We start from the raw sequence: 20,374 nt of genomic DNA, 5'->3' as shown, positions 1-20,374 counted from the left end.
AAGGCGCTAGCTGCCGAGGTAGGTGTAGAGGACGCCGTTGCTGATGCCGCCGGGGGCCGTGACCGTGACGGTGACGACGCCCAGCCCGGCGGGCACCGTGGCACGGACCAGCGTGTCGGACAGGACGGTGAGCGACGGGGAAGCCGTCGTGCCGAAACGTACCGCCGTCGCGCCGGTGAATCCCGTGCCGGTGAGGACGACGGTGGTGCCCCCGGCGGCAGGGCCCTGGTCGGGATGGATCGCCACGATCGCCGGTGCGGAGAGATAGGTGTAAACGGCGCCGTTACTGGTGCCGCCCGGGCCGGTGACGGTGACAGCCACCGGTCCGACGGGGCGAGCAGGGGTTACGGCCGCGATCCGGGTGTCGGAGATCACGGTGAAGGAGATCGCGGGGGTGGTTCCGAAGCGGACGGCGGTGGCCGCGGTGAATCCCGTGCCGGTAAGGACGACGGTGTCCGCGCCCGCGGCCGGACCCGAAGTGGGGACGACCGAAGTGAGAGTGGGCGCGGTGACGTAGGTGTAGGTGACGCCGTTGCTCGTGCCGCCCGCAGTGGCGACGGTGACCGCGACCGGTCCCGCCGTACCCGCAGGCACAACGGCGTTGAGCTGCGAACCCGAGACCACGGTGAAGGAGACAGCGGCACTCGCGCCGAAGCGCACCCCCGTAGCGCCGGAGAGGCCGGTGCCGGTGAGGACGACGGTGTTGCCGCCGGTGGTGGGCCCCGAAGCCGGGACGACCGAAGTGAGAGTGGGCGCGGCGACGTAGGTGTAGGTGACGCCGTTGCTCGTGCCGCCTGCGGTGGCGATGGTGACCGCGACCGGTCCCGCGGCACCGGCTGGCGCCACAGCGGTGATCTGGGTGTCGGAGACCACGGTGTAGGACGATGCCGGGGTCGCGCCGAAACGGACGGCGGTCGCGCCGGTGAATCCGTTGCCGACGAGCGTGACGGTGTTGCCTCCCGTTGCCGGCCCGGAGCCGGGGACGGCTGAGGCGACGACCGGCGCAGGGACGTAGGAGTAGGAGAAGCCGTTGCTCGTCCCGCCGGGCGCGGTGACGGTGACGGTGACGTTCCCGGTCGCCCCGGCAGGCGCCACGGCCCTGATCTCGGAATCCGAGACCACCACGAAGGAGACCGCGGCGGTCGCACCGAAGTCGACCGTGGTAGCACCGGTGAACCCCGTGCCGGTGAGGACGACGGTGTTGCCACCGGTGGTCGCACCCGAATCCGGCATCGCCGATGCGAGGGACGGCGCCGCCACGTAGGCATAGGGGACGGGGTTGCTCATGCCACCCGCCGTGGTGACGGCGACGCCTATCGTCCCGGCCCCGGGGGGAGCGGTGGCGCTGATCTCGCTGCCGGAGATGACCCTGAACGCCGCAGGCACGCCACCGAAACGCACCGCCGTGGTTGCCGTGAGGTCCGTGCCGGTGAGGGTGACGGTGTTGCCGCCGGTTGTGGGTCCGGCGGTGGGATGGATGGAGGTGAGGGTGGGTGCGGGGACGTAGGTGTAGACGATGCCGTTGCTGGTGCCGCCGATGGCGGTGACGGTGACCGAGGTAGCGCCGGTGCCCGTGGGGGCGACGGCGGTGATCTCGGTATCCGACACGAGGGTGAACGAAGGGGCGGGTGTCGCGCCGAAGGTGACCGCGGTGGCGCCGGTGAGTCCGGTGCCCGTGAGGGTGACGGTGTTGCCGCCGGTTGTGGGTCCGGCGGTGGGATCGAGGGAGGCGAGGGTGGGTGCGGGGACGTAGGTGTAGACGACGCCGTTGCTGTCCCCTCCGGTGGTGGTGACGGTGACCGCCGCCGCGGCGGTCCTCGGTGGCGCGATCACGGTTATCCGGGTGTCGGAGACCACCGTGAACTGTGTCGCCGTGGTGAGGCCGAAGTTCACCGCGGTGGCGCCGGTGAATCCGGTGCCGGTGAGGGTGACGGTGTTGCCGCCGGTTGTGGGTCCGACGGATGGATGGATGGAGGCGAGGGTGGGGGCCGGGACGTAGGTGTACACGACGCCGCTACCGGCGCCACCGGCGGTGGTGACCTCGACAGTCACCGATCCGATCCCCGCGGGGGCGACCGCTGTGATCCGAGAATCGGAGACCACGGTGAAAGACACCGCCGGTGTCCCGCCGAAGGTGACCGCGGTGGCGCCGGTGAGTCCGGTGCCGGTGAGGGTGACGGTGTCGCCGCCGGTCTCCGGTCCCGAGCCCGCGACCACCGAGGCGATCGTGGGTGCTGGGACGAAGACGTAGGCGAGTTGGTTGCTGGTGCTGCCGATGGCGGTGACGGTGACCGAGGTGGCACCGATGCCTGCCGGGGCGACGGCGGTGATCTCGGTATCCGACACGAGGGTGAACGAAGGGGCGGGTGTCGCGCCGAAGGTGACCGCGGTGGCGCCGGTGAGTCCGGTGCCGGTGAGGGTGAGGGTGTTACCGCCGGTCTCCGGTCCGGAATCCGGGACGATCGCGGCGAGTGCAGGTGGGGGCACGTAGGCGTAGAGGACGTCGTTGCTGGTTCCGCCGGTGGCGGTGACGGTGAGCGCGGCGGTGCCGGCGCCCGCGGGCGCGACCGCGCTGATCTCGGTGCTCGACAGCACCGTGAACGAAGCGGCGGGTGTCGCGCCGAAGCGCACCGCGGTGACACCGGTGAATCCGGTGCCGGTAAGGGTGACGGTGTCGCCGCCGGTCTGAGCTCCGGCATCCGGAACCACCGCGGCCAGGGCCGGTGCCGGCACATAGGTATAGACGAACGGATTACTCGTCCCGGCAGCGGTGGTGACGACGACGTTCACCGAACCGATCCCGGCAGGTACCCCCGCACTGATCTCGGTGTCGGAAACCACGCTGAAGAAGGTCGCCGGGCTGGGTCCGAAGGTGACCGCGGTGGCGCCGGTGAATCCGGTGCCGGCGAGTGTGACTGTATTGCCGCCGGTCTCCGGGCCGGAGGCGGGCGCCACCGCCGCGAGAACCGGCGCTGGGACGAACACATAGGGCAGGCCGTTGCTGGTGCCGCCCACGGCGGCGACGGTAACCGCGGCGGCGCCGGTGCCCGCGGGCGCGACCGCGCTGATCTCGGAGTTCGACAGCACCGTGAACGAAGCGGCGGGTGTCGCGCCGAAGCGCACCGCGGTGACACCGGTGAATCCGGTGCCGGTGAGGGTGACGGCGTCGCCACCGGTCACCCGCCCCGAGCCGGGGACCACCGCGGCAAGGGTCGGTGCCGGGACAAAGGTGTAGAGGCCGTCGTTGCTGACACCCCCCGGGGTGGTGACGGTGACCGAGGTGGTGCCGGTGCCCGCAGGGGCGACGGCGGTGATCTGGGTACCGGAAACCACCGTGAACGAGGTCGCCGGGGTGAGACCGAAGGTGACCGCGGTGGCGCCGGTGAGTCCGGTGCCGGTGAGGGTGACGGTGTTGCCGCCGGTCTCCGGGCCGGAATCGGGGACGATGGTGGTGAGAGTCGGCACCGGGACGTAGGCGTAGGCGACACTGTTGCTGACGCCACCCGTGGTCGTGACGTTGACCGCGGCGGTGCCTGCGCCCGCCGGGGGGACCGCCCTGATCTCGGTGGCCGACACGACGGTGAAGGAAACCGCGGCGTTCGCGCCGAAACGCACCACAGTCGCACCGGTGAGACCGGCGCCGGTCAGAACGACGGTGTTGCCGCCGGTCGACGGTCCCGCGCCGGGGACCACCCCGGTGAGGCTCGGCGCAGGGACATAGACGTAGGAGACGCCGTCGCTGACGCCACCCGGGGTGGTGACGGAGACATTCACCGTGCCCGTTCCAGCGGGCGCGACGGCGCTGATCTGGGTGCTAGACACCACGGTGAAGGAGATCGCGGCTGTCCCACCGAAATCGACCGCGGTGGCGGCGGTGAATCGAGTGCCGGTGAGGGTGACCGTATTGCCACCAGAGGTGGGCCCTTGGTTCGGGGCGACCGCGGTGATGCTCGGAGTTCCGAGGTAGGTGTACGGGACCGCGTTGCTGGTGTCGACCAGGTTGGTGACGGTGACCGGCACCACCCCGGCCCCGGCGGGAACGACGGCCGTGATCCGCTCGTCAGAATCGACGGTGAAGGACGTTGCCGAGGCAGCGCCGAAATTCACCGCTACCGTCCCGGTGAAGTTGTCGCCCTGGAGCACGACTGTGTTGCCGCCGGCCTCGGGCCCCACGTCGAGGACCGCCGCGACCACGGCCGGGGCGCCGCCGTAGGTGTAGAGCACCCGGTTACTGGTGCCGGAAGGCGAGACGACGGTGACCGACACCGTTCCGGTCCCAGCCGGGACGACGGCGCTGATCTGCGTACCGGACAGGATCGTGAACGAACTCGCCGCGACCGCACCGAAGAGCACCGAGGTGACGCCGGTGAGGTCGGTGCCCGTGAGGACTACGGTGTTGCCGCCCTCGACCGGACCCGAATTCGGCACGACCGAATCGAGACCGGGGACGAGAAGATATGTATAGGAGACACCGTTGCTGGTACCGCCCGGTGTGCTGACGGTGACCGCGGCCGTACCGGTGCCCGCGGGGGCGACGGCGGTGATCTGGGTATCGGATACGACGGTGAACGAGGTGGCGGATGTGGCGCCGAACCGCACGGCAGTGGCCCCGGTGAAACCGGTGCCGGTGAGAGTGACGGCGTTGCCGCCGGTCGCGGGCCCCGAGCCGGGAACCACCGTGGCGAGAGTCGGCGCCGGAACGAAGGTGTAGGAGACACCGTTGCTGGTACCGCCCGGGCTGGTGACCGTCACCGCGACGGTGCCGGTGCGTGCGGGGGCGACAGCGGTGATCTGGGTGTCGGAGACGACGGTGAACGAGGTGGCGGGTGTGGCGCCGAATCGGACGGCGGTGGTTCGGGTGAATCCGGTGCCGGTGAGGGTGACGGTGTTGCCGCCGGTCGTCGGTCCGGAGCGAGGGGCGACCGTGGCCAATGTCGGGACAGGGGTGTAACCGTAGGCCACGAAGTTGCTGGTGCCACCCGGCGTGGTGACGTTGACCGCCGCGATGCCGGTGCGCGCGGGGGCGACGGCGGTGACTTGGGTATCGGAGACCACCGTGAACGAGGTGGCCGGGGTACGGCCGAATCGGACGGCGATCGTGCGGGTGAGGTTGGTGCCGGTGAGGGTGACGGTGTTGCCGCCGGTTTCCGGGCCGAAGCGGGGGGTCACATTGCTCAGTGTGGGTGGCGGGGTGTAGCCGTAGGCGACGAAGTTGCTGGTGCCGCCGGGGCTGGTGACGGTTATGGCCACGGTGCCGGTACCCGCGGGGACGACGGCGGTGATCTGGGTGTCGGAGACGACGGTGAACGAGGTGGCGGGTGTGGTGCCGAATCGGACGGCGATTGTGCGGGTGAGGTTGGTGCCGGTGAGGGTGACGGTGTTGCCGCCGGTTTCCGGGCCGAAGCGCGGCGCCACGGTGCCGAGGGTGGGAGCCGGGGTGTAGCCATAGGCGACGAAGTTGCTGGTGCCGCCCGGCGTGGTGACGGTTATGGCCGCGATGCCCGTACGGGCCGGGGCGACGGCGGTGATCTGGGTGTCGGAGACGACGGCGAAGGAGGTGGCGGGTGTGGCGCCGAACCGGACCGCGGTGGCCCCGGTGAATCCGGTGCCGGTGAGGGTGACGGTGTTGCCGCCGGTTTCCGGGCCGAAGCGCGGGGCCACGCCAGCGAGTGTCGGCGCCGGAAGATAGGCGTATGTCACCGGGTTGCTGGTGCCCCCGGCTGTGGTCACGGTGGCATCCACCGTGCCGGATCCGGCGGGCGCGACCGCTGTGATCCGGGTATCGGAGACCACGGTGTACGACACTGCCGCGTTCGCGCCGAAGTGGACTGCGGTCGCGTCGGTGAATCCGGTGCCGGTGAGGGTGACGGTGTTGCCGCCGGTCTCGCGTCCTGAGCCGGGGACAACCGTGGTGACCGACGGTACCGGCACATAGGTGTAGCCGACGCTGTTGCTGTCGCCGCCCGGAGTGGTGACGGTGACGTCGACCGCGCCCGTCCCCGCGGGCACGACGGCGCTGATCTCGGTGCTCGACATCACCGTGAAGGAGATCGCCGCTGTCCCACCGAAATCGACCGCCGTGGCCCCGGTGAACTCGGTGCCGCTCAGGGTGACGGTGTTGCCGCCGCTCTCCGGCCCGGAGCCGGGGTCGACGGAGGCGAGCGCGGGTGCCGGGACGAAGTTGTAGAGGACGCCGTTGCTGTCGCCACCGACGGATGTGACAGTGACCGCGGCCGTGCCGGATTGCGCGGGAGCGACGGCGATGATCTCGGTATCCGACACCACCGTGAACGAGGTCGCCGGAGTGAGACCGAATTTGACGGCGGTCGCATCGGTGAATCCCGTGCCCGTCAAGGGCACGGCGTTGCCGCCCGTCTCGGGACCGGAGCCCGGCTCTATCGGAGCCAGTGCCGGTGCCACGACGTAGGTGTAGGTCACCGGGTTGCTGGTGCCCCCGGCTGTGGTCACGGTGGCATCCACCGTGCCGGATCCGGCGGGCACGACCGCTGTGATCCGGGAATCGGAGACCACGGTGTATGACACCGCCGCGTTCGCACCGAAGTGGACCGCGGTCGCATCGGTGAATCCGGTGCCGGTGAAAGTGACGGTGTTGCCGCCGGTCTCGGGTCCGGGGTCCAGCGCTATGGAGGCCAGTGCCGGTACGGGGAGGTAGGTGTAGGCGACCGGGTTGCTGGTGCCACCGGCTGTGGTGAGGGTGACGTCGGCCGAGCCGGTCCCCGCAGGTGCGACCGCGGTGATCTGGGCATCCGAGACCACGGTGAATGTCAGCGCCGGCGTTCCGTCGAACGTGACGGCGGTGGTGCCGGTGAGGCCGGTGCCGGTGAGGGTGACGGTGTTGCCGCCGGTCTCGGGTCCGGAGCCCGGCTCTATCGAGGCCAGTGCCGGTGTGGGGAGATAGGTGTAGGTCAGTTGGTTGCTGGTGCCACCAGCTGTGGTCACGACGGCATCCACCGGGCCGGATCCGGCGGGCGCGACGGCGGTGATCTGGGCATCCGAGACCACGGTGAAGGTCGGCGCCGGTGTTCCGTCGAAGGTGACGGCGGTGGTGCCGGTGAGGCCGGTGCCGGTGAGGGTGACGGTGTTGCCGCCGGTCTCGGGTCCGGAGCCCGGCTCCATGGAGACCAGTGCCGGGGCCGCGACGTAGGTGTAGGTCACCGAGTCGCTGGTGCCACCCGCGGAGGTGACAGTGACACCTACGGAACCGGTCCCCGCGGGCACCTCGGCGGCGATCTCGGTGTCGGAGACGACCGTAAAAGCGATCGCGGTATTCGCGCCGAAACGCACGGCGGTGGTCTCGGTGAGGTGGGTGCCGGTCAGGATGACGGTGTTGCCGCCCGTTTCCGGGCCGAAGCCGGGAACGATCGAGGCGAGCGCGGGCGCCGGAACATAGCGGTAGACCATCGCGTTGCCGGTACCGCCCGCGGTGGTGACGGTGACGTCGACGGTCCCGGTGCCCGCGGGCGCGGTAACGCTGATCCGGGTGTCCGAATCCACCACGAAAGCGACCGCCGGTGTGCCTCCGAAGCGGACCGTGGTCGTGCCGGTGAAGTCGGTGCCTTCCAGAACGACGGTGTTGCCGCCGCTCTCCGGACCGGAGCCCGGGACGACCGAGACGAGAGTCGGTGCGGCGACAAAGGTATAGAGGACGCCGTTGCTGGTGCCACCCGTGGCGATGACCGTGACGACGACCGGCCCGGCGGTCCCGGCGGGCGCCACGGCGGTGATCTCGGTGTCGGAGACCACGGTGAACGAGCTCGCGGGTGTGCCATCGAAGAGCACCGCGCCGGCGTCGGCGAGGTTCGTCCCGGTCAGGGTGACGGTGTTGCCTCCGGCTTCCGGTCCCGAGGCCGGGACGACGGTGGCCAGTGCCGGTGCCGGGACGTAGGTGTAGGTCACCGGGTTGGTGGCGCCACCGGCGGTGGTGACGGTGATGTCGACTGTGCCGGTGCCCGTTGGGGCGACAGCGCTGATGCGGGTGTCCGAATCCACCACGAAAGCGACCGCCGGTGTGTCGCCGAAGCGGACGCCGATGGCCCCGGTGAGGTCGGTGCCGGTGAGCACGACGGTGTTGCCGCCGGTCTCCGGACCGGAGTCCGGTGCCACCGTGGCGAGTGCCGGTGCCGGGACGTAGCTGTAGGTCAGGGCATTGCTGGTGCCACCGGCGGTGGTGACCGTGAGGTCGACTGTGCCGGTTCCGGCGGGCGCGACGGCGGTGACCCGGGTAGCGGAGACCACGGTGAAGGAGGCGGCGGGGGTCGCGCCGAAACGGACGGCGGTTGCGCCGGTGAATCCGTTGCCTTCCAGGACGACGGTGTTGCCGCCGGTCTCCGGACCGGAATCCGGTGCCACCGTGGCGAGTGCCGGTGCCGGGATGTAGGTGTAGGTCACGGGGTTGCTGGTGCCACCGGCGGTGGTGACGGTGATGTCGACCGTGCCGGAGCCCGTTGGGGCGACAGCGCTGATCCGGGTCGGGGAGATCACGGTGAAGGAGGCCGTCGGTGCGCCACCGAAGCGGACGGCGGTGGTGCCGGTGAGGTCGGTGCCCTCGAGGACGACGGTGTTGCCGCCGGTCTCGGGACCGGAATCCGGTGCCACCGTGGCGAGTGCGGGTGCGGCGACGAAGGTGTAGGGGACCCCGTTGCTGGTGCCGTTCGGGTTGGTGACGGTGACGGCAACCGTGCCGGTTCCGGCCGGCGCCACGGCCGTGATTCGGGTGCCGGAGATGACGGTGAACGAGTTCGCCGTGGTCGCACCGAATTTCACTGCCGTGGTTCCGGCGAACCCCGTACCGGTGAGGACGACGGTGTTACCGCCCGCCGCCGGGCCGGAGTGGGGGCTGACCGAGGACAGTGACGGCACGGCGAGATAGGCGTAGGTGAAGCCGTTGCTGGTACCGCCCGTGGTGGTAACGGTGACCTGTACCGTGCCCGTCCCGGGTGGAGCGATCGCCGTGATCCGCGTCGGGGAATCGATGGTGAATGTCGTTGCGGCCGTGCCGAAATACACCGTCAAGGGGCCGACACCGCTGAATCCGGCGCCGGTGATCAGCACGCTGTTACCTCCGGACGTGGGCCCCGAAGCCGGTGAAAGCGACGTGATAGTAGGCATGGGCCTGCCCTCCGGCGGTGATGTGAGCTGAAACAGAGTGCGCCGCCGACGATGTCGTAGCCCGGCCTATTCAGTAATCCTCGAGTTACCGCAGCTTCGCAACGAATTCCCGCTCCGTTCTTGTCCGTTTCTCCGCGACTTTTCCTTCGAGGGCCCCTCTGGGCCCGCCTCGCCCGGCGTTCGTACCGGCGCACTCCGTACGGCGGCGGGTGCTGGAGCCGCGGACCTGTTGACCACCCCCGACTCTCGATTCGATGTCGGTCCCTTATGTCAGGCTGTCGACAGATCTGCCCGGCCGGAGGAGAAGACATGGCTGAGACCGGCGAAGCCCCCACCGTGAGACTTGTCGCGCATTGCCGCCGTTGCCGCGGCTGGCTGCTGTCACCCGAATCGGTGGCCCGAGGCATCGGGCCGACCTGCGCGGTCCGGGAAAGCGCCGAACTGCGCGCCGTCACCGCACGACAACCACGGGAGCTGACCTTGTTCGACATCGCGGCATGAGGTGATCGCGCTGGTGCCGGCGCGGTCGTCCCGTATGCGAGAAGTGGCGGATTCGCCACGGAGACGGCGGGCGACGGTTACACCCGGTACTACCTCGACCCCAACCCGGCCACCATCAACGCGATGTTCACCGTGCACGGCGGTGTGCTGTCCACCTTGATGGATACGGCGATGGGCAGCGCCGTCTTCACGAAACTCGGTGATGGCGTGGCGTATACGACGCTGGAGCTGAAGGTGAACTTCATCCGGTCGGCGACGCTGGACGGCTCGCGGCTGACCTCGCGGGCGGCCAGCGGCTAGGCAGTGTCTCGAAGTAGGTGTCGAGGTCACAGCCATTGGTCGATGGCGGCGATCTGGATGACGGCGAGGTAGCGGGTGGCGAGTTTCTCGTAGCGGGTGGCGACAGCGCGGTGTTGTTTGAGTCGGTTGATGCCACGCTCGATAGTGTTGCGGTGCCGGTAGATCTCACGGTCGAACGCCGGTGGTCGCCCGCCCGCGCGGCCACGATTGCGGCGGTGTCCTACTTGATCTGCCGGGACCGGGATAGTGGCGGGGATACCACGCTCGCGCAGGTAGGCGCGGTTGGCGGCCGAGGAATACGCCCTGTCCGCCAGTACCCGGTCCGGACGCACGCGTGCCCGCCCACGACCCAGGCGCGGGACCCGGATGCCGTCGAGGACCGCGGCGAACTGGGGGCTGTCACCGGCTTGACCGGCGGTGAGCAGCAGCGACAACGGACGCAGGCGGTGTTCGCAGGCCAGATGGAGTTTGGTTCCCCATCCGCCCCGAGACCGCCCGAGCGCGTGATCGGCCGGTTCGCTGTAGTGGCCGCCGGGTGGTTCGGCCTGGCGGTCGCCGTCGCGGCGGGCCCCGGCGGCGTGGCAGTGGGCACGCATGATCGTGGAGTCCACGCTGACCAGCCATCCGATCTGTTCGGCGGCGTCGGCGATCGCCTGGAGTTGCCGCAGCACATGCGCCCAGATCCCGGCTCGACTCCAGCGGCGGAACAACGCGTAGATCGCCTGCCACGACCCGTACTGCGGTGGGATGTCCCGCCACGGGCAACCGACCCGGATCCGCCAGCGGATACCGTCGAGCAGGCGGCGTCGGGTCCATCTCGAGGGACGGCCGGGTCGTTTCGGGGTGGGCAGCAGCGGCTCCAGCCGTGCCCATTGGGCATCGGACAGGTCCGCTCGCGCGGTCACCGCTAGGGTGGTCACGAGGTCTCCGGTGTTCAGTTGAATCTTGGTCGATCAACCAACTACCGGAGACCTCGCCATATCTCAAACCCCCACCCTGCCAAACAGTCTCACACCGGCGGCGCTACTTCGAGACACGCTCTAGCCGCAGAAGCTGGCCGGTATTCGATCGCGTCGGTCGCCGGTGCGAGCTTCGGAGCGCTCACCCCCGCATGGTGCCTGCTTCGGCGCGCCGCTCGCGCTGCTGGAAGTACGCCACCTCGGGCCGGGCAGGACTCGGCCTGAGGCGTAGGCGCTGCTCGCCGTCACGGGGCGGTATCCCGGTGGGCTACCAGTCGACCGCGCCGAGTTCGTGGAGTCTGCGGAAGACCAGCATCGAGCCGGGGGCCACGTGGTCCATCGCGGCGTACTCGCTGACGGTGAAGTAGCGCAGCTCGGCGATCTCGCTCGTCGGTCGCGGTTCGCCGTCGAGTTCCGCGGTGAAGCAGGTCATGTGCAGCCGGGTGCCGGGGGAGTGCCCATACGCCTCGGCCTGGAATACTCCGAGTTCATCGAAGGAGACGACGCCCACACCGAGTTCTTCGCGCACCTCGCGGTGCAACGCCGCCTCGGGCGTCTCACCGGGGTCGATCTTGCCGCCGGCCATGTAGAAGACTTCCTTGCCGACCGAGCGCGCCTGCAACAGGCGACGATCCCGGACATGGGCCAGCGCGGCTGTGCGAATCACCGGCCCACTGTACTGAGCGGCCCGAACGGGGCGTCGACCGGATTTCCAGCCGCCGCCCACCGGCCGGTCAGATCAGCTCACGGGAGACGGCCGCGACCAAGCCGCCGTCGATGATCAGGTCCTGCCCGTTGACGTAGGACGCCTCGGCGGAGGCGAGGAATGCCACGGCGTCGGCGACATCCTCGGCGGTGCCCAACCGGCGGGCCGCGACCTCGGCGAGCACGGCGGTGTGCGCTTCGGGGCCGACGTTGTCATGGAACATGGGCGTCTCGATGTAGCCGGGGCTCACGGAATTGACCCGGATTCCGCGCGGCCCCAACTCTGCCGCGAAGGTGCGCGCCAGGTTGTGCACGGCCGCTTTGGTGGCCGCGTACAAGGAGCCGCCGGGCAGACCGCGGTGCAGCGTCCACGACGCGTTGATGACGATCGCCGCGTGCTCGGACAACAGCGGCAGGGCCTTCTGGATGGTGAAGAAGACGCCTTTGAAGTTGATGTCCACGACGCGATCGAACTCGTCCTCGGTGATCTCGCCGCTCGGCCCGAACGACGCGACCCCCGCGTTGGCGAATACCACGTCCAAGCGTCCGTGCCGGTCGCCGATGGCGGCGGTGAGCGCGTCGAGGTCGGCCAGACGCCCCACGTCGGCCCGGATCGCGATCACACGGTCGTCGCCGTTCAACTCTTCGAGCGCGGCGTCCAGCCGAGTCTTGTCCCGGCCGGTGATGACCACCTGCGCGCCTTCGGCGAGCAGCCGTCGTGCGGTGGCCAGTCCCATGCCGCTCGAACCGCCGGTGATGAGTGCGACCTTGCCGTCGAATCGGGAGATGTTGTGCGTCATGGGAATCAGCGTGCCGAAGCGAGCACGGGCCGAACAGTGTCCAGTTGACCTAGGTGTGGCACCACCAGGTTATGCCTCATGCCGAGACGGCGAGTCCGATCCGCGTCAGCCCTTCGACTCGCTGCGCGGTCTCGGTGCCCGGTTGCGGGTTGTAGAGCACCAGGAACCAGTCCGGGTGGTCGGCCACCGCGAGGGTGGTCGTGTCGAACAGCAGGTCACCGGCCTCCGGATGGCGCACCGCCTTCACGGCTTGGACGGCGGCGTCCACGTCGTGGCGGGCCCACAACCGGGCGAACTCGGGGCTCGCGGCGGTGAGTTCGCCGACCACCCGGCCGAATTCCGGGTCACCGGGGGCATGCGCCGCGTCGGCACGGAACGCGGCAACGACCGCGGGCGCGATCGCGGCCCACTCCACGTGCATTCCGCGATACCTGGCGTTGGTGAAGAACGAGATCAAGCAGTTGTGGTCGGCGTCGGTGAATCCGAAGACGGCTCGCGCCGCGTCGTTGACCGTGAGCAGATTCCAGCAGCGGTCACGCAGCACCGCGGGTCGCGAGCCCCACGCCTCGATCAGCCCACGCAGCTGCGGGGTGACCTCGGTGTCGCGCGTGCGGCCGGACGGCGGCGGGTTGAGGCCGGCGAGCAGATACAGATGCCTGCGCTCCGGCCCGGACAGGCGCAGTGCCGCGCCGATCGCGTCGAGTACCTCCGCCGACACCGTGATGTCGCGTCCCTGCTCCAGCCACGTGTACCAGGACACGCCCACCCCGGCGAGCATCGCGACCTCCTCCCGCCGCAGGCCGGGCGTCCGGCGACGGCCTACCGCCGACAGGCCGACGTCCTGCGGCGTCAGCCGGGCTCTACGGGTGCGGAGGAAGTCGCGGAGCTGGGCACGCCGGTTCAGCTCCGCCGAGGTTTCGCTGGCCATAGCCACGGTAACAATCGGCGCTTCGGATCAGTTCCCGATATACACCGGGAACGCTTCGAGGTCGTTCTGGGTGAGCACCGGCAGATTGCGGATCTCCTCGACCGGCACGGCGAAGCGCAGGCCGGGGAAGCGGGCGAACAAGGCGGGCAGCGCGATTCCCGCTTCCAAGCGGGCCAGCGCCGCACCCGGGCAGATGTGCGGGCCGTAACCGAATGCCAAGTGCCGGTTCGCCGTGGGGCGGGCGACGTCGAACTCGTCGGCGCCCGGGCCGTGCACGGCGAGGTCCCGCCCGATCGCGCGGTAGGACATGACGACTCCCTCGCCCTTCTCGATGACGGTGTCGCCGACGACGATGTCCTCGGTCGCGAACCGCATCAGCAGATGGGTCACCGGGCTGTCCCAGCGCAGGGTTTCCTCCACCGCGGCATCCCACGTCAGATCGCCCGCGCGAACGGCGCTCAACTGTTCCGGGCGTCCCAGCAGGGCGCGCACCGCGTTGAGGATGAGCCCGATCGTCGTTTCGTGCCCGGCGGCCACCAGCGCTTTCAGCTTGCCGACCACCTCTTCCTCGGTCAGCGGCTCGGTCTCGCCGCCGACGAGGAAAGCGCTGGTCAGGTCGTCGGTCGGATCGGCGGCCTTCTTGCGCACCAGTTCGGTGAAGTAGGCGTCCAGCTCGTCGATCACCCGCAGCCGCTCACCCTGCGGCGTCAGCAGGGAGAAGAACGCTTCGTACCAGCTGAGCAGCATCGGATGGTCGGCCCGATCCACGCCCATCAGCTCACTGATGACCCGCATCGGCAGCGGATAGGCGAACACCGTCTTGAGGTCCACCGCGCCGTCGCGTCCGGCCTCGGCGAGGTCGTCAAGCAGTTCGGCGGTCATGCGCTCGATCGCCGGGCGTAGCGCGTCCAGCCTGCGTTTGGTCAACGCCTGGGTGGTCTTGATCCGCAGTCTGCGGTGTTCGGCGCCGTCGACGGTGAACATGGAACGGCCCACGTCGATCATGCCGATCAGCGGCCACTGCCTGGTCACCACGCCGGACCGCCACAGCGACCAGGCGCCGATGTCCTTGACCAGCCTGGTGTCGACGAGCAGTTGCCTGGCCAGCGCGTGCTGAGTGACGGTCCAGGCGGGTACGCCGAGCAGTTCGATCCGGGCGAGCGGGCCCGCGGCGCGCAGCAGGCTGGTCTCTGCGGCCAGGTCACCGACCATCGGATCGATGGCAAGGGTTGCGGCATGTGGGCATTCTCTGCTCACGGGGCACCTCCGACGGTACGAACGGGTGTGAAACGGACGGGGAGGGATGTCATGCCGCGCAGGAAGGCCGAGGGCCGCCGGACCAGGTTCTGGGCGGGCACCGCCAGGTCGAGGTCGGGCAGCCGGTCGAGGAGGACCTCGATGCCGGTGCGCGCGATGACCTCGGCGATCTCTTGCGCGGGAAAGGGGCAGCGGTATTCGCCGTAGCTGAACGCGAAATGCGCGCTGTTGCCTGCGTGCGCCGGTTCGGCGCCGTCGCGGACATGCTGGCGCACATGGGGATCGGCGTTGGCCGCGGCCAACCCGAGCAGCAGCATGTCCCCGGCTCGGATGACCTTGTCACCCAGCCGGGTGTCGCGGGCGGCCCAGCGCCCGGCCAGGATCTGGGTCGGCGTGTCCTCCCACAGCACTTCGTTCATCGCCTGTCCCACACTGTGGCGCCCGCCGCCGAGCGCGGCGGCGAACCTGTCGTCGGTGAGCATCAGCCGCACCGAGTTCCCGATCCAGTCGGCCGTGGGCAGATACCCCGCGGCGGTGACCGCCATCAGGTCCAAGACGTATTCCTGATCGGTGAACGGGCCGGGATGGGCCAGCATCCAGGACACGAGGTCGGCGCCCGGCGCGGCCTGCTTGGTCGCGAGCAGGCGCTGTATGTGCTCGGCGAACTGCTGATGCGCGGCCTGGGCGTCGGCCCCGCCGTCGGCGAGCGTCTTCATCGTCCAGGCCAGCCGCGGTCCGTCCTCGTCGGGGAAACCGAGGATCCGCGCCAGGGCCAGCACCGGCAGCGGCTCGGCGAAATCGGCGACCAGCTCCGCTTCGCCCCGGCCACAGAACGCGTCGATCAGGCGGTCGGCCAGGTCCTCGCAGGTGCGCCGCAATTCGAAGGTGTCGACGCTCTCCAGCGCGGGCTCCACCATCGCCACGTGCCTGCGGTGCTCCGCGCCCGCGGTGAAATAGATCGACGGCATCGGCTGCCCGACCATCGGCAGCAGCGGCCAGTCCGGCGGGATGTTCGGCCACTGGTTCCACCGGCCGACATCGCGGGGGAACAACTCCGGATCGCTGGTCACCTGGTGCAGTTCGCGGTAGCCGATGACCAGCCACGCGGGGACGCCGCCGGGCAACTCGACGGCGACCACCGGTCCGTGCTCGCGGCGCATCTCGTGATAGAGCTGGTGCGGATCGGTGTGGAAACGCGGCCCGCTCAATGGGACCGGGGCGGCGTGGACGGGGCAGTTGCCGGTGGAACTCGGCGCGGGCGTGGTCATGACGCGGCCTCCGGAGTCGGGAACAAGGGGCGCGGGGCGGCCGGGGGCGGGGCGGTGGCGTAGAGGTGCTCGACGAGGGTGATGAGTACGCCCTTGCCGGACTCCCGAGAACGGGCGTCGCAGTCGATCACCGGCACATGCGGATCGAGGTCGAGCGCGTCGCGGACCTCGTCGGGACGATGTCCGCCGCCGAAGTCGTTGCAGGCGACGATGAACGGCGTCTTCTGGTGTTCCAGCCGGTCGACGGCGTACCAGGAATCCGCTATCCGGTGCGGGTCGACCAGCACGATCGCGCCGAGCGCGCCGGTGAACAGACGATTCCAGAGGAACCGGAACCGTTGCTGCCCCGGTGCGCCGAACAGGTACAGCACGTGCTCGTCATCGATGGTGATCCGTCCGAAGTCGAAGGCGACGGTCGTCGTCGATTTGCCCGGCGCGCCGCTGGGGTCGTCGATGTCCAGCCCCTCGTCGGTCATGATCGCCTCGGTGTCGAGGGGCCGGATCTCGCTCACCGCGCGGACCATCGTCGTCTTGCCGACGCCGAAACCGCCGACGATGACGATCTTCAGTCCCCGCCTGGTCGCCCGATGCAGCGGTGCGTCCGCGCGGGCGGGGCGCGGATCAGAGTTTGCGAAGTCCAACGAGCACCTTCTCGAGCGTGGTGGTGTCGGGCAGGGAATGCCATGGCTCGCCGGGCCGCCCGGCCTGCGGCGGTCGCACGGTGATCTTGCCCGCGTGCAGCAGGTCCGACAGCAGGATGGTGACGATGCCGACCGGAATGCGCAGCTGGGCGGCGATCTCGACGACGGAGGTCGGGGCGTGGCACATGTCGAGGATCGCCACGTGCTCGGACTGCATGCCCGGCGCCGGTGCGCACTCGCTGACCACCAAGGTGACCAGGTCGAAGGTGTCGGAGTCCGGCTGGCTCCGCCCCCCGGTGAGCGTGTAGAGCCGATCGGGGTCGTCGTCCCGGCCCGGCCTGGTCACGGCACGCCCGCTCCGGGGAAGCGCGGCGTGGCCGCCAAGTGTTCGCCGAGCTGTTCCACCAGTTCCCGCATGTTGTGGCCGACCAGCCCCGCGTCCGCGTCCTCGGCGGCGACGACCGCGATGTGCGCGCCGAGCCCGGCTTCGACGACGAACAGGATGCCGCCGTAGAACTCGGTCATCGACTGGCGTACTCCCGCCCGGCCGTCGCCGAATTCCACCGAAGCGCCGTGCGAGAGGCTCTGGATGCCCGCCGCGATGGCGGCGAGCTGGTCGGCCCTGTCCACGGTGAGTTCGGGCGTGTGGCAGATCTTCAGCCCGTCGCTCGACAGCAGTAGGGCGTGCCTGGTGCGCGGGGTGCGGGTGAGCAGCTGTTCCAACAGCCAGCTCGGGTGCGCGGTCTCGGAGGTTGTCATGGTTGGTTCTCCACGGAGGGTGCGGGGGAAATGGTGGCGGCGCTGTCGGTCGCGCGCTTGGTCACCGCGCGCTGGAACGCACCGAGCGAGTCCGGCCGGGCCGGGAGCGGAGCCGGCGTGGCAGGTTCCGGCGCCGCGAGCCCGTCCGGGTGGACGGCGGCCAGCGTGCTGCCTCGGCGTCGCTTGGGCAGCGCCGGGCTCGCGACGGCGGGAGCGGGCCGGGCGGGTGGATGCGCGGCGCTGCGAACGAACTCCGGATCGGCGTCCGAGTGTTCCGGCGGCGCGCTGGTGCGGGCCCGCTCCCGTGCGACCGGCGGCGTGCCGGTGGTGGTGGACGGCTGGGGCCGTTGCGAGCGAGTGGTGAGATCTCGCGGGATCACCACGACCACGGCGGTGCCGCCGATGGCCGACGGCCGGTAGGAGACGGTGAGTCCGTGCTTGCGCGCCAGATGGCCCACCACGGCGAGGCCGAGCCGGGTCCCGGTCAGCGAGGACAGGTCGACGCCGGAGCCGCGTGCGTCCGGTCCGGTGGCCGACACCGCCGCCTCGGCGCGGCGCAGGGCCGAGGCGCTCATCACCAACCCGCTGTCCTCGATGGTGATGATGACGCCCGCGGGGACCTCGGCGGCGTAGACGTGCACCTCGGTGGTAGGCGGGGAGAAGTTGCAAGCGTTGTCGAGCAGCTCCGCCAGCGCGTGCATGACGCCTTCCGCTGCGTGACCGGAGATCGCGATATCGGCGATCGCGCGCAACCGCACCCGCTGATAACCGGCGACGCGTCCCATCGCGCCGCGCAGAATCGATTCCATGGCAATCGGTTTGGCCCACCTGCGGCCGGATCGCGCGCCGCTGAGCACGGCGATGCTGTCGGCCAGCCTGCCCGCCTGGGCAGTGCGGTGATCCAGTTGCAGCAGGTCGGCGAGCACGGTGGGATCGCCGTGCCGATGCTCCATCTCGCGCAGCTCCGCCAGCATGCCGGTGGTCATCGCCTGCATGCGGCCCGCGGCCCCGGCGAAGGCCGCCATGGCCGCGGCGCGACGGCTCTCGCTGCTCTTCGCGCGCGCTGTGTGCTCGGCGACCGCCTGGTTCGCGGCGGTGACCTCGGCTTGCGCCTCGGCGGCGGCGAACGCGCGGTCGGCGAGGGCTCGGTCGGCCTCTCGCCGGGCGTGCCGGGCTTCCCGGCGGAAGTGGACCGCCGCCGTCACCGCGGCGCACAGGGCGATCGCGGCGACGGCGCCGCCCGCAGCGAGTGAAATGCGGAATTCGTCGGGTGCGTAGTACACCGCCGTCGTGACGACGGCCGCGCCGGCTATAACACAGGCCGACAATGTCGCGTACGGCGTTTTCGAGCGCCGTACAGCGCTTTCGCCGGGCTCACTCGCCGGCACATCCAACGACTCTGACAAGTTCCGTACTTCCGCACTCGCGCTCACCGCGGGGAAATGGCATCCCTGACCCCCTACTGCGTGCCTACCTCACCCCAAATACGCAGACCGACAAGCAATTTCGAATCTCGCGGGCCGAGCATAGCCGCCCGGCCGGTGTGGCGCCACTCGAAGTGAAACGGATACGAACGCGCTCGGCCGAATATTTCGCATGCCGCGCAGATGCTCGGAAGTCACTCCGCCGACCCACAAAGGCTCCGCGCCAGCTCGTTCGGCTGGAGAATTGTTCGACGGCGGTTTGCCTGGAATTCACTATTGATAGCCGGCGTTTGCCGGACACCGCATTTCCGGCGGTGCTTGAAATGTCGATTATCGCGTTCCGTTGCGGTGTCGCGTCTGGCGGAAGCGATCCGTGCCGGGCGGGTCCACGTCGCCGGAGCTCGTCTGCCTGCGGCAGATCGCCGGGCGCGCCGGGCGCGCGGTCTCTACCGTCGTTCGGATGAGAATCCTCCAGATCAGCCCCCAGCTGCATGCGCTCCAGTTCCCCGAAGTGAATGATCTCAACGTCTTCGTGTGGAACGACGACGCCGAAGTGAGCCTGATCGACAGCGGCCCTCCGGGTTCGGCCGAGGAGATCGGGCTTGGACTCGCGGAACTGGGATTAGAGCGCGAGCAGGTGCGCCGGCTGGTGATCACGCACGCGCACGCCGACCACATCGGCGCCGCCGCGGCGATCCGCGACTGGGGTGCGCAGGTGCTGGTGCATCGCGCGGACGCAGGCGTCGTCCGTGGTTCTCGGGTGGCTCCGCCGCCGGTGCTGCGGGAGTGGGAGATCCCCATCGCCGAGGCGCTGCCGCCGTTCTCCCCGCCACCTCCGTCACCGGTGGACCGCGAACTCGACGACGCCGATCGCATCGCCTTCGGCGGGGGCGCTGAGGTGATCGCCGTGCCCGGGCACACGGCAGGCAGTATCGCCCTGCACCTGGCGCGACATCGTCTGCTGTTCACCGGCGACACCTTGGCGAATGTCGGAGGCGTCACCATGCCCGGCGTCTTCAACGCCGACAGCGCGGCCGTGGAGGACGCCGTTGCCCGGCTGGCCGGACTGGAAGTGGAGACGATCTGTGTCGGCCACGGCGATGTGCTGTTCGGCGCGGCGGCCGCGGCGTGGCGCGCCGGGCAAGGTGTGCGGGAAGGCGGATGGGTCCCGCCGTGGGATCAGCGGTGTGGCCGGCCCACGGGCAGTCGAGCCGGGGCCGAAGCCGATCCGCTGACGTGATCGATCAGAGTTGCGCGGTTTGCTCGCACGGAGGCAGGCCGTCGGCCTCGCGGAGTACTTCGGCGACGGACTCCAGGTACAACAGCGTGCGCAGCGACACGCCGTTCACGGCTTGGCCGAGGCGGCGCAGCGCCGAATTGTCCAGGTGGGCGATCACTTCGGCGTCGTCGGCCCGATCGGGGCCCGGATCGAAGACGAAGTAATTGGGGTCGAGCCCGAACACGTGGGCCAGACCGGCCCGAGCCTGCTCCGGGAGTGCGGTGAGCTGTCCGCGCCGAACCTTCGCCAACTGCCCCGGCTCCAGGTCGTACCCGGCCGCGGTCACCCACGTCTCGACCGTATCGTCGGCCAGTGGTCGCCCGTGCGCCCGCTCCCACATCTCGAACGCTAGATTCACCCGGGCAGTTATATCGATGTCCACGACCGCCTCCACCTTCTGGTGATTTCGCCAGTTCACGGGTCA

General features: G+C 69.9%; 14 protein-coding genes and 1 pseudogene. 3 read left to right on the top strand and 12 right to left on the bottom strand.

Features of this window, described 5'->3' with window-relative positions; all coding sequences use genetic code 11:
• Positions 1-6: 6 nt before the first annotated feature.
• A complete protein-coding gene (locus K8O92_29605; protein ID UAK31851.1) occupies positions 7-9,129 on the bottom strand; it encodes an IPT/TIG domain-containing protein in 9,123 nt (3,040 codons plus the stop codon).
• A 309-nt stretch (positions 9,130-9,438) separates the two neighbouring features.
• Between K8O92_29605 and K8O92_29600 the strand changes: the two genes are divergently transcribed.
• Positions 9,439-9,630: a DUF6011 domain-containing protein gene (locus tag K8O92_29600; protein UAK31850.1), complete on the top strand. Its 192-nt coding sequence runs from the start codon at positions 9,439-9,441 to the stop codon at positions 9,628-9,630.
• 60 nt (positions 9,631-9,690) lie between these two features.
• Positions 9,691-9,909 (top strand): annotated as a pseudogene (locus tag K8O92_29595) (PaaI family thioesterase).
• A gap of 47 nt (positions 9,910-9,956) precedes the next feature.
• Here K8O92_29595 and K8O92_29590 read toward each other — a convergent pair.
• The 10 genes from K8O92_29590 to K8O92_29545 all read right to left on the bottom strand — a co-directional run bounded on the left by K8O92_29590 (position 9,957) and on the right by K8O92_29545 (position 18,575).
• A complete protein-coding gene (locus K8O92_29590) occupies positions 9,957-10,850 on the bottom strand; it encodes an IS5 family transposase (GenBank protein UAK31849.1) in 894 nt (297 codons plus the stop codon).
• Positions 10,851-11,157: 307 nt separating this feature from the next.
• Positions 11,158-11,556 (bottom strand): NUDIX domain-containing protein, encoded by a 399-nt coding sequence (locus K8O92_29585; protein ID UAK31848.1) that lies wholly within the window; start codon positions 11,554-11,556, stop codon positions 11,158-11,160.
• Between the two features lie 67 nt (positions 11,557-11,623).
• Positions 11,624-12,394: a glucose 1-dehydrogenase gene (locus K8O92_29580; protein UAK31847.1), complete on the bottom strand. Its 771-nt coding sequence runs from the start codon at positions 12,392-12,394 to the stop codon at positions 11,624-11,626.
• Between the two features lie 76 nt (positions 12,395-12,470).
• Complete coding sequence (locus K8O92_29575) at positions 12,471-13,322, bottom strand: helix-turn-helix transcriptional regulator (GenBank protein ID UAK31846.1); 852 nt, start codon at positions 13,320-13,322, stop codon at positions 12,471-12,473.
• Between the two features lie 27 nt (positions 13,323-13,349).
• Positions 13,350-14,534 (bottom strand): cytochrome P450, encoded by a 1,185-nt coding sequence (locus K8O92_29570; GenBank protein ID UAK36017.1) that lies wholly within the window; start codon positions 14,532-14,534, stop codon positions 13,350-13,352.
• Positions 14,535-14,575: 41 nt separating this feature from the next.
• On the bottom strand, positions 14,576-15,847 hold the full coding sequence (locus K8O92_29565; GenBank protein UAK31845.1) for a cytochrome P450: 1,272 nt from the start codon (positions 15,845-15,847) through the stop codon (positions 14,576-14,578).
• The gene (locus K8O92_29560) at positions 15,844-16,416 is read right to left on the bottom strand and encodes an ATP/GTP-binding protein (protein ID UAK36016.1); all 573 of its coding nucleotides are present in this window, start codon (positions 16,414-16,416) and stop codon (positions 15,844-15,846) included. The genes K8O92_29565 and K8O92_29560 overlap by 4 nt, the downstream gene beginning before the upstream one ends.
• A gap of 52 nt (positions 16,417-16,468) precedes the next feature.
• Entirely contained in the window at positions 16,469-16,834 is a 366-nt protein-coding gene (locus tag K8O92_29555; GenBank protein UAK31844.1) for a DUF742 domain-containing protein, read from the bottom strand.
• Positions 16,831-17,247 (bottom strand): roadblock/LC7 domain-containing protein, encoded by a 417-nt coding sequence (locus K8O92_29550; protein UAK31843.1) that lies wholly within the window; start codon positions 17,245-17,247, stop codon positions 16,831-16,833. Before K8O92_29550 ends, K8O92_29555 begins: the two co-directional genes overlap by 4 nt.
• A complete protein-coding gene (locus tag K8O92_29545; GenBank protein UAK36015.1) occupies positions 17,244-18,575 on the bottom strand; it encodes an ATP-binding protein in 1,332 nt (443 codons plus the stop codon). The genes K8O92_29550 and K8O92_29545 overlap by 4 nt, the downstream gene beginning before the upstream one ends.
• 556 nt (positions 18,576-19,131) lie before the next feature.
• Here K8O92_29545 and K8O92_29540 point away from each other — a divergent pair.
• Entirely contained in the window at positions 19,132-19,911 is a 780-nt protein-coding gene (locus K8O92_29540; GenBank protein UAK31842.1) for an MBL fold metallo-hydrolase, read from the top strand.
• Between the two features lie 4 nt (positions 19,912-19,915).
• Here the strand turns inward: K8O92_29540 and K8O92_29535 are convergent, their stop codons facing one another.
• Positions 19,916-20,368, bottom strand: a complete 453-nt coding sequence (locus tag K8O92_29535; protein UAK31841.1) for a hypothetical protein — start codon at positions 20,366-20,368, stop codon at positions 19,916-19,918.
• Positions 20,369-20,374: the final 6 nt, after the last annotated feature.

The sequence above is a fragment of the Nocardia asteroides genome, assembly GCA_019930625.1.
Taxonomy (GTDB): Bacteria; Actinomycetota; Actinomycetes; order Mycobacteriales; family Mycobacteriaceae; genus Nocardia; species Nocardia sputi.
This window is presented reverse-complemented; position numbering and strand designations above follow the sequence as displayed.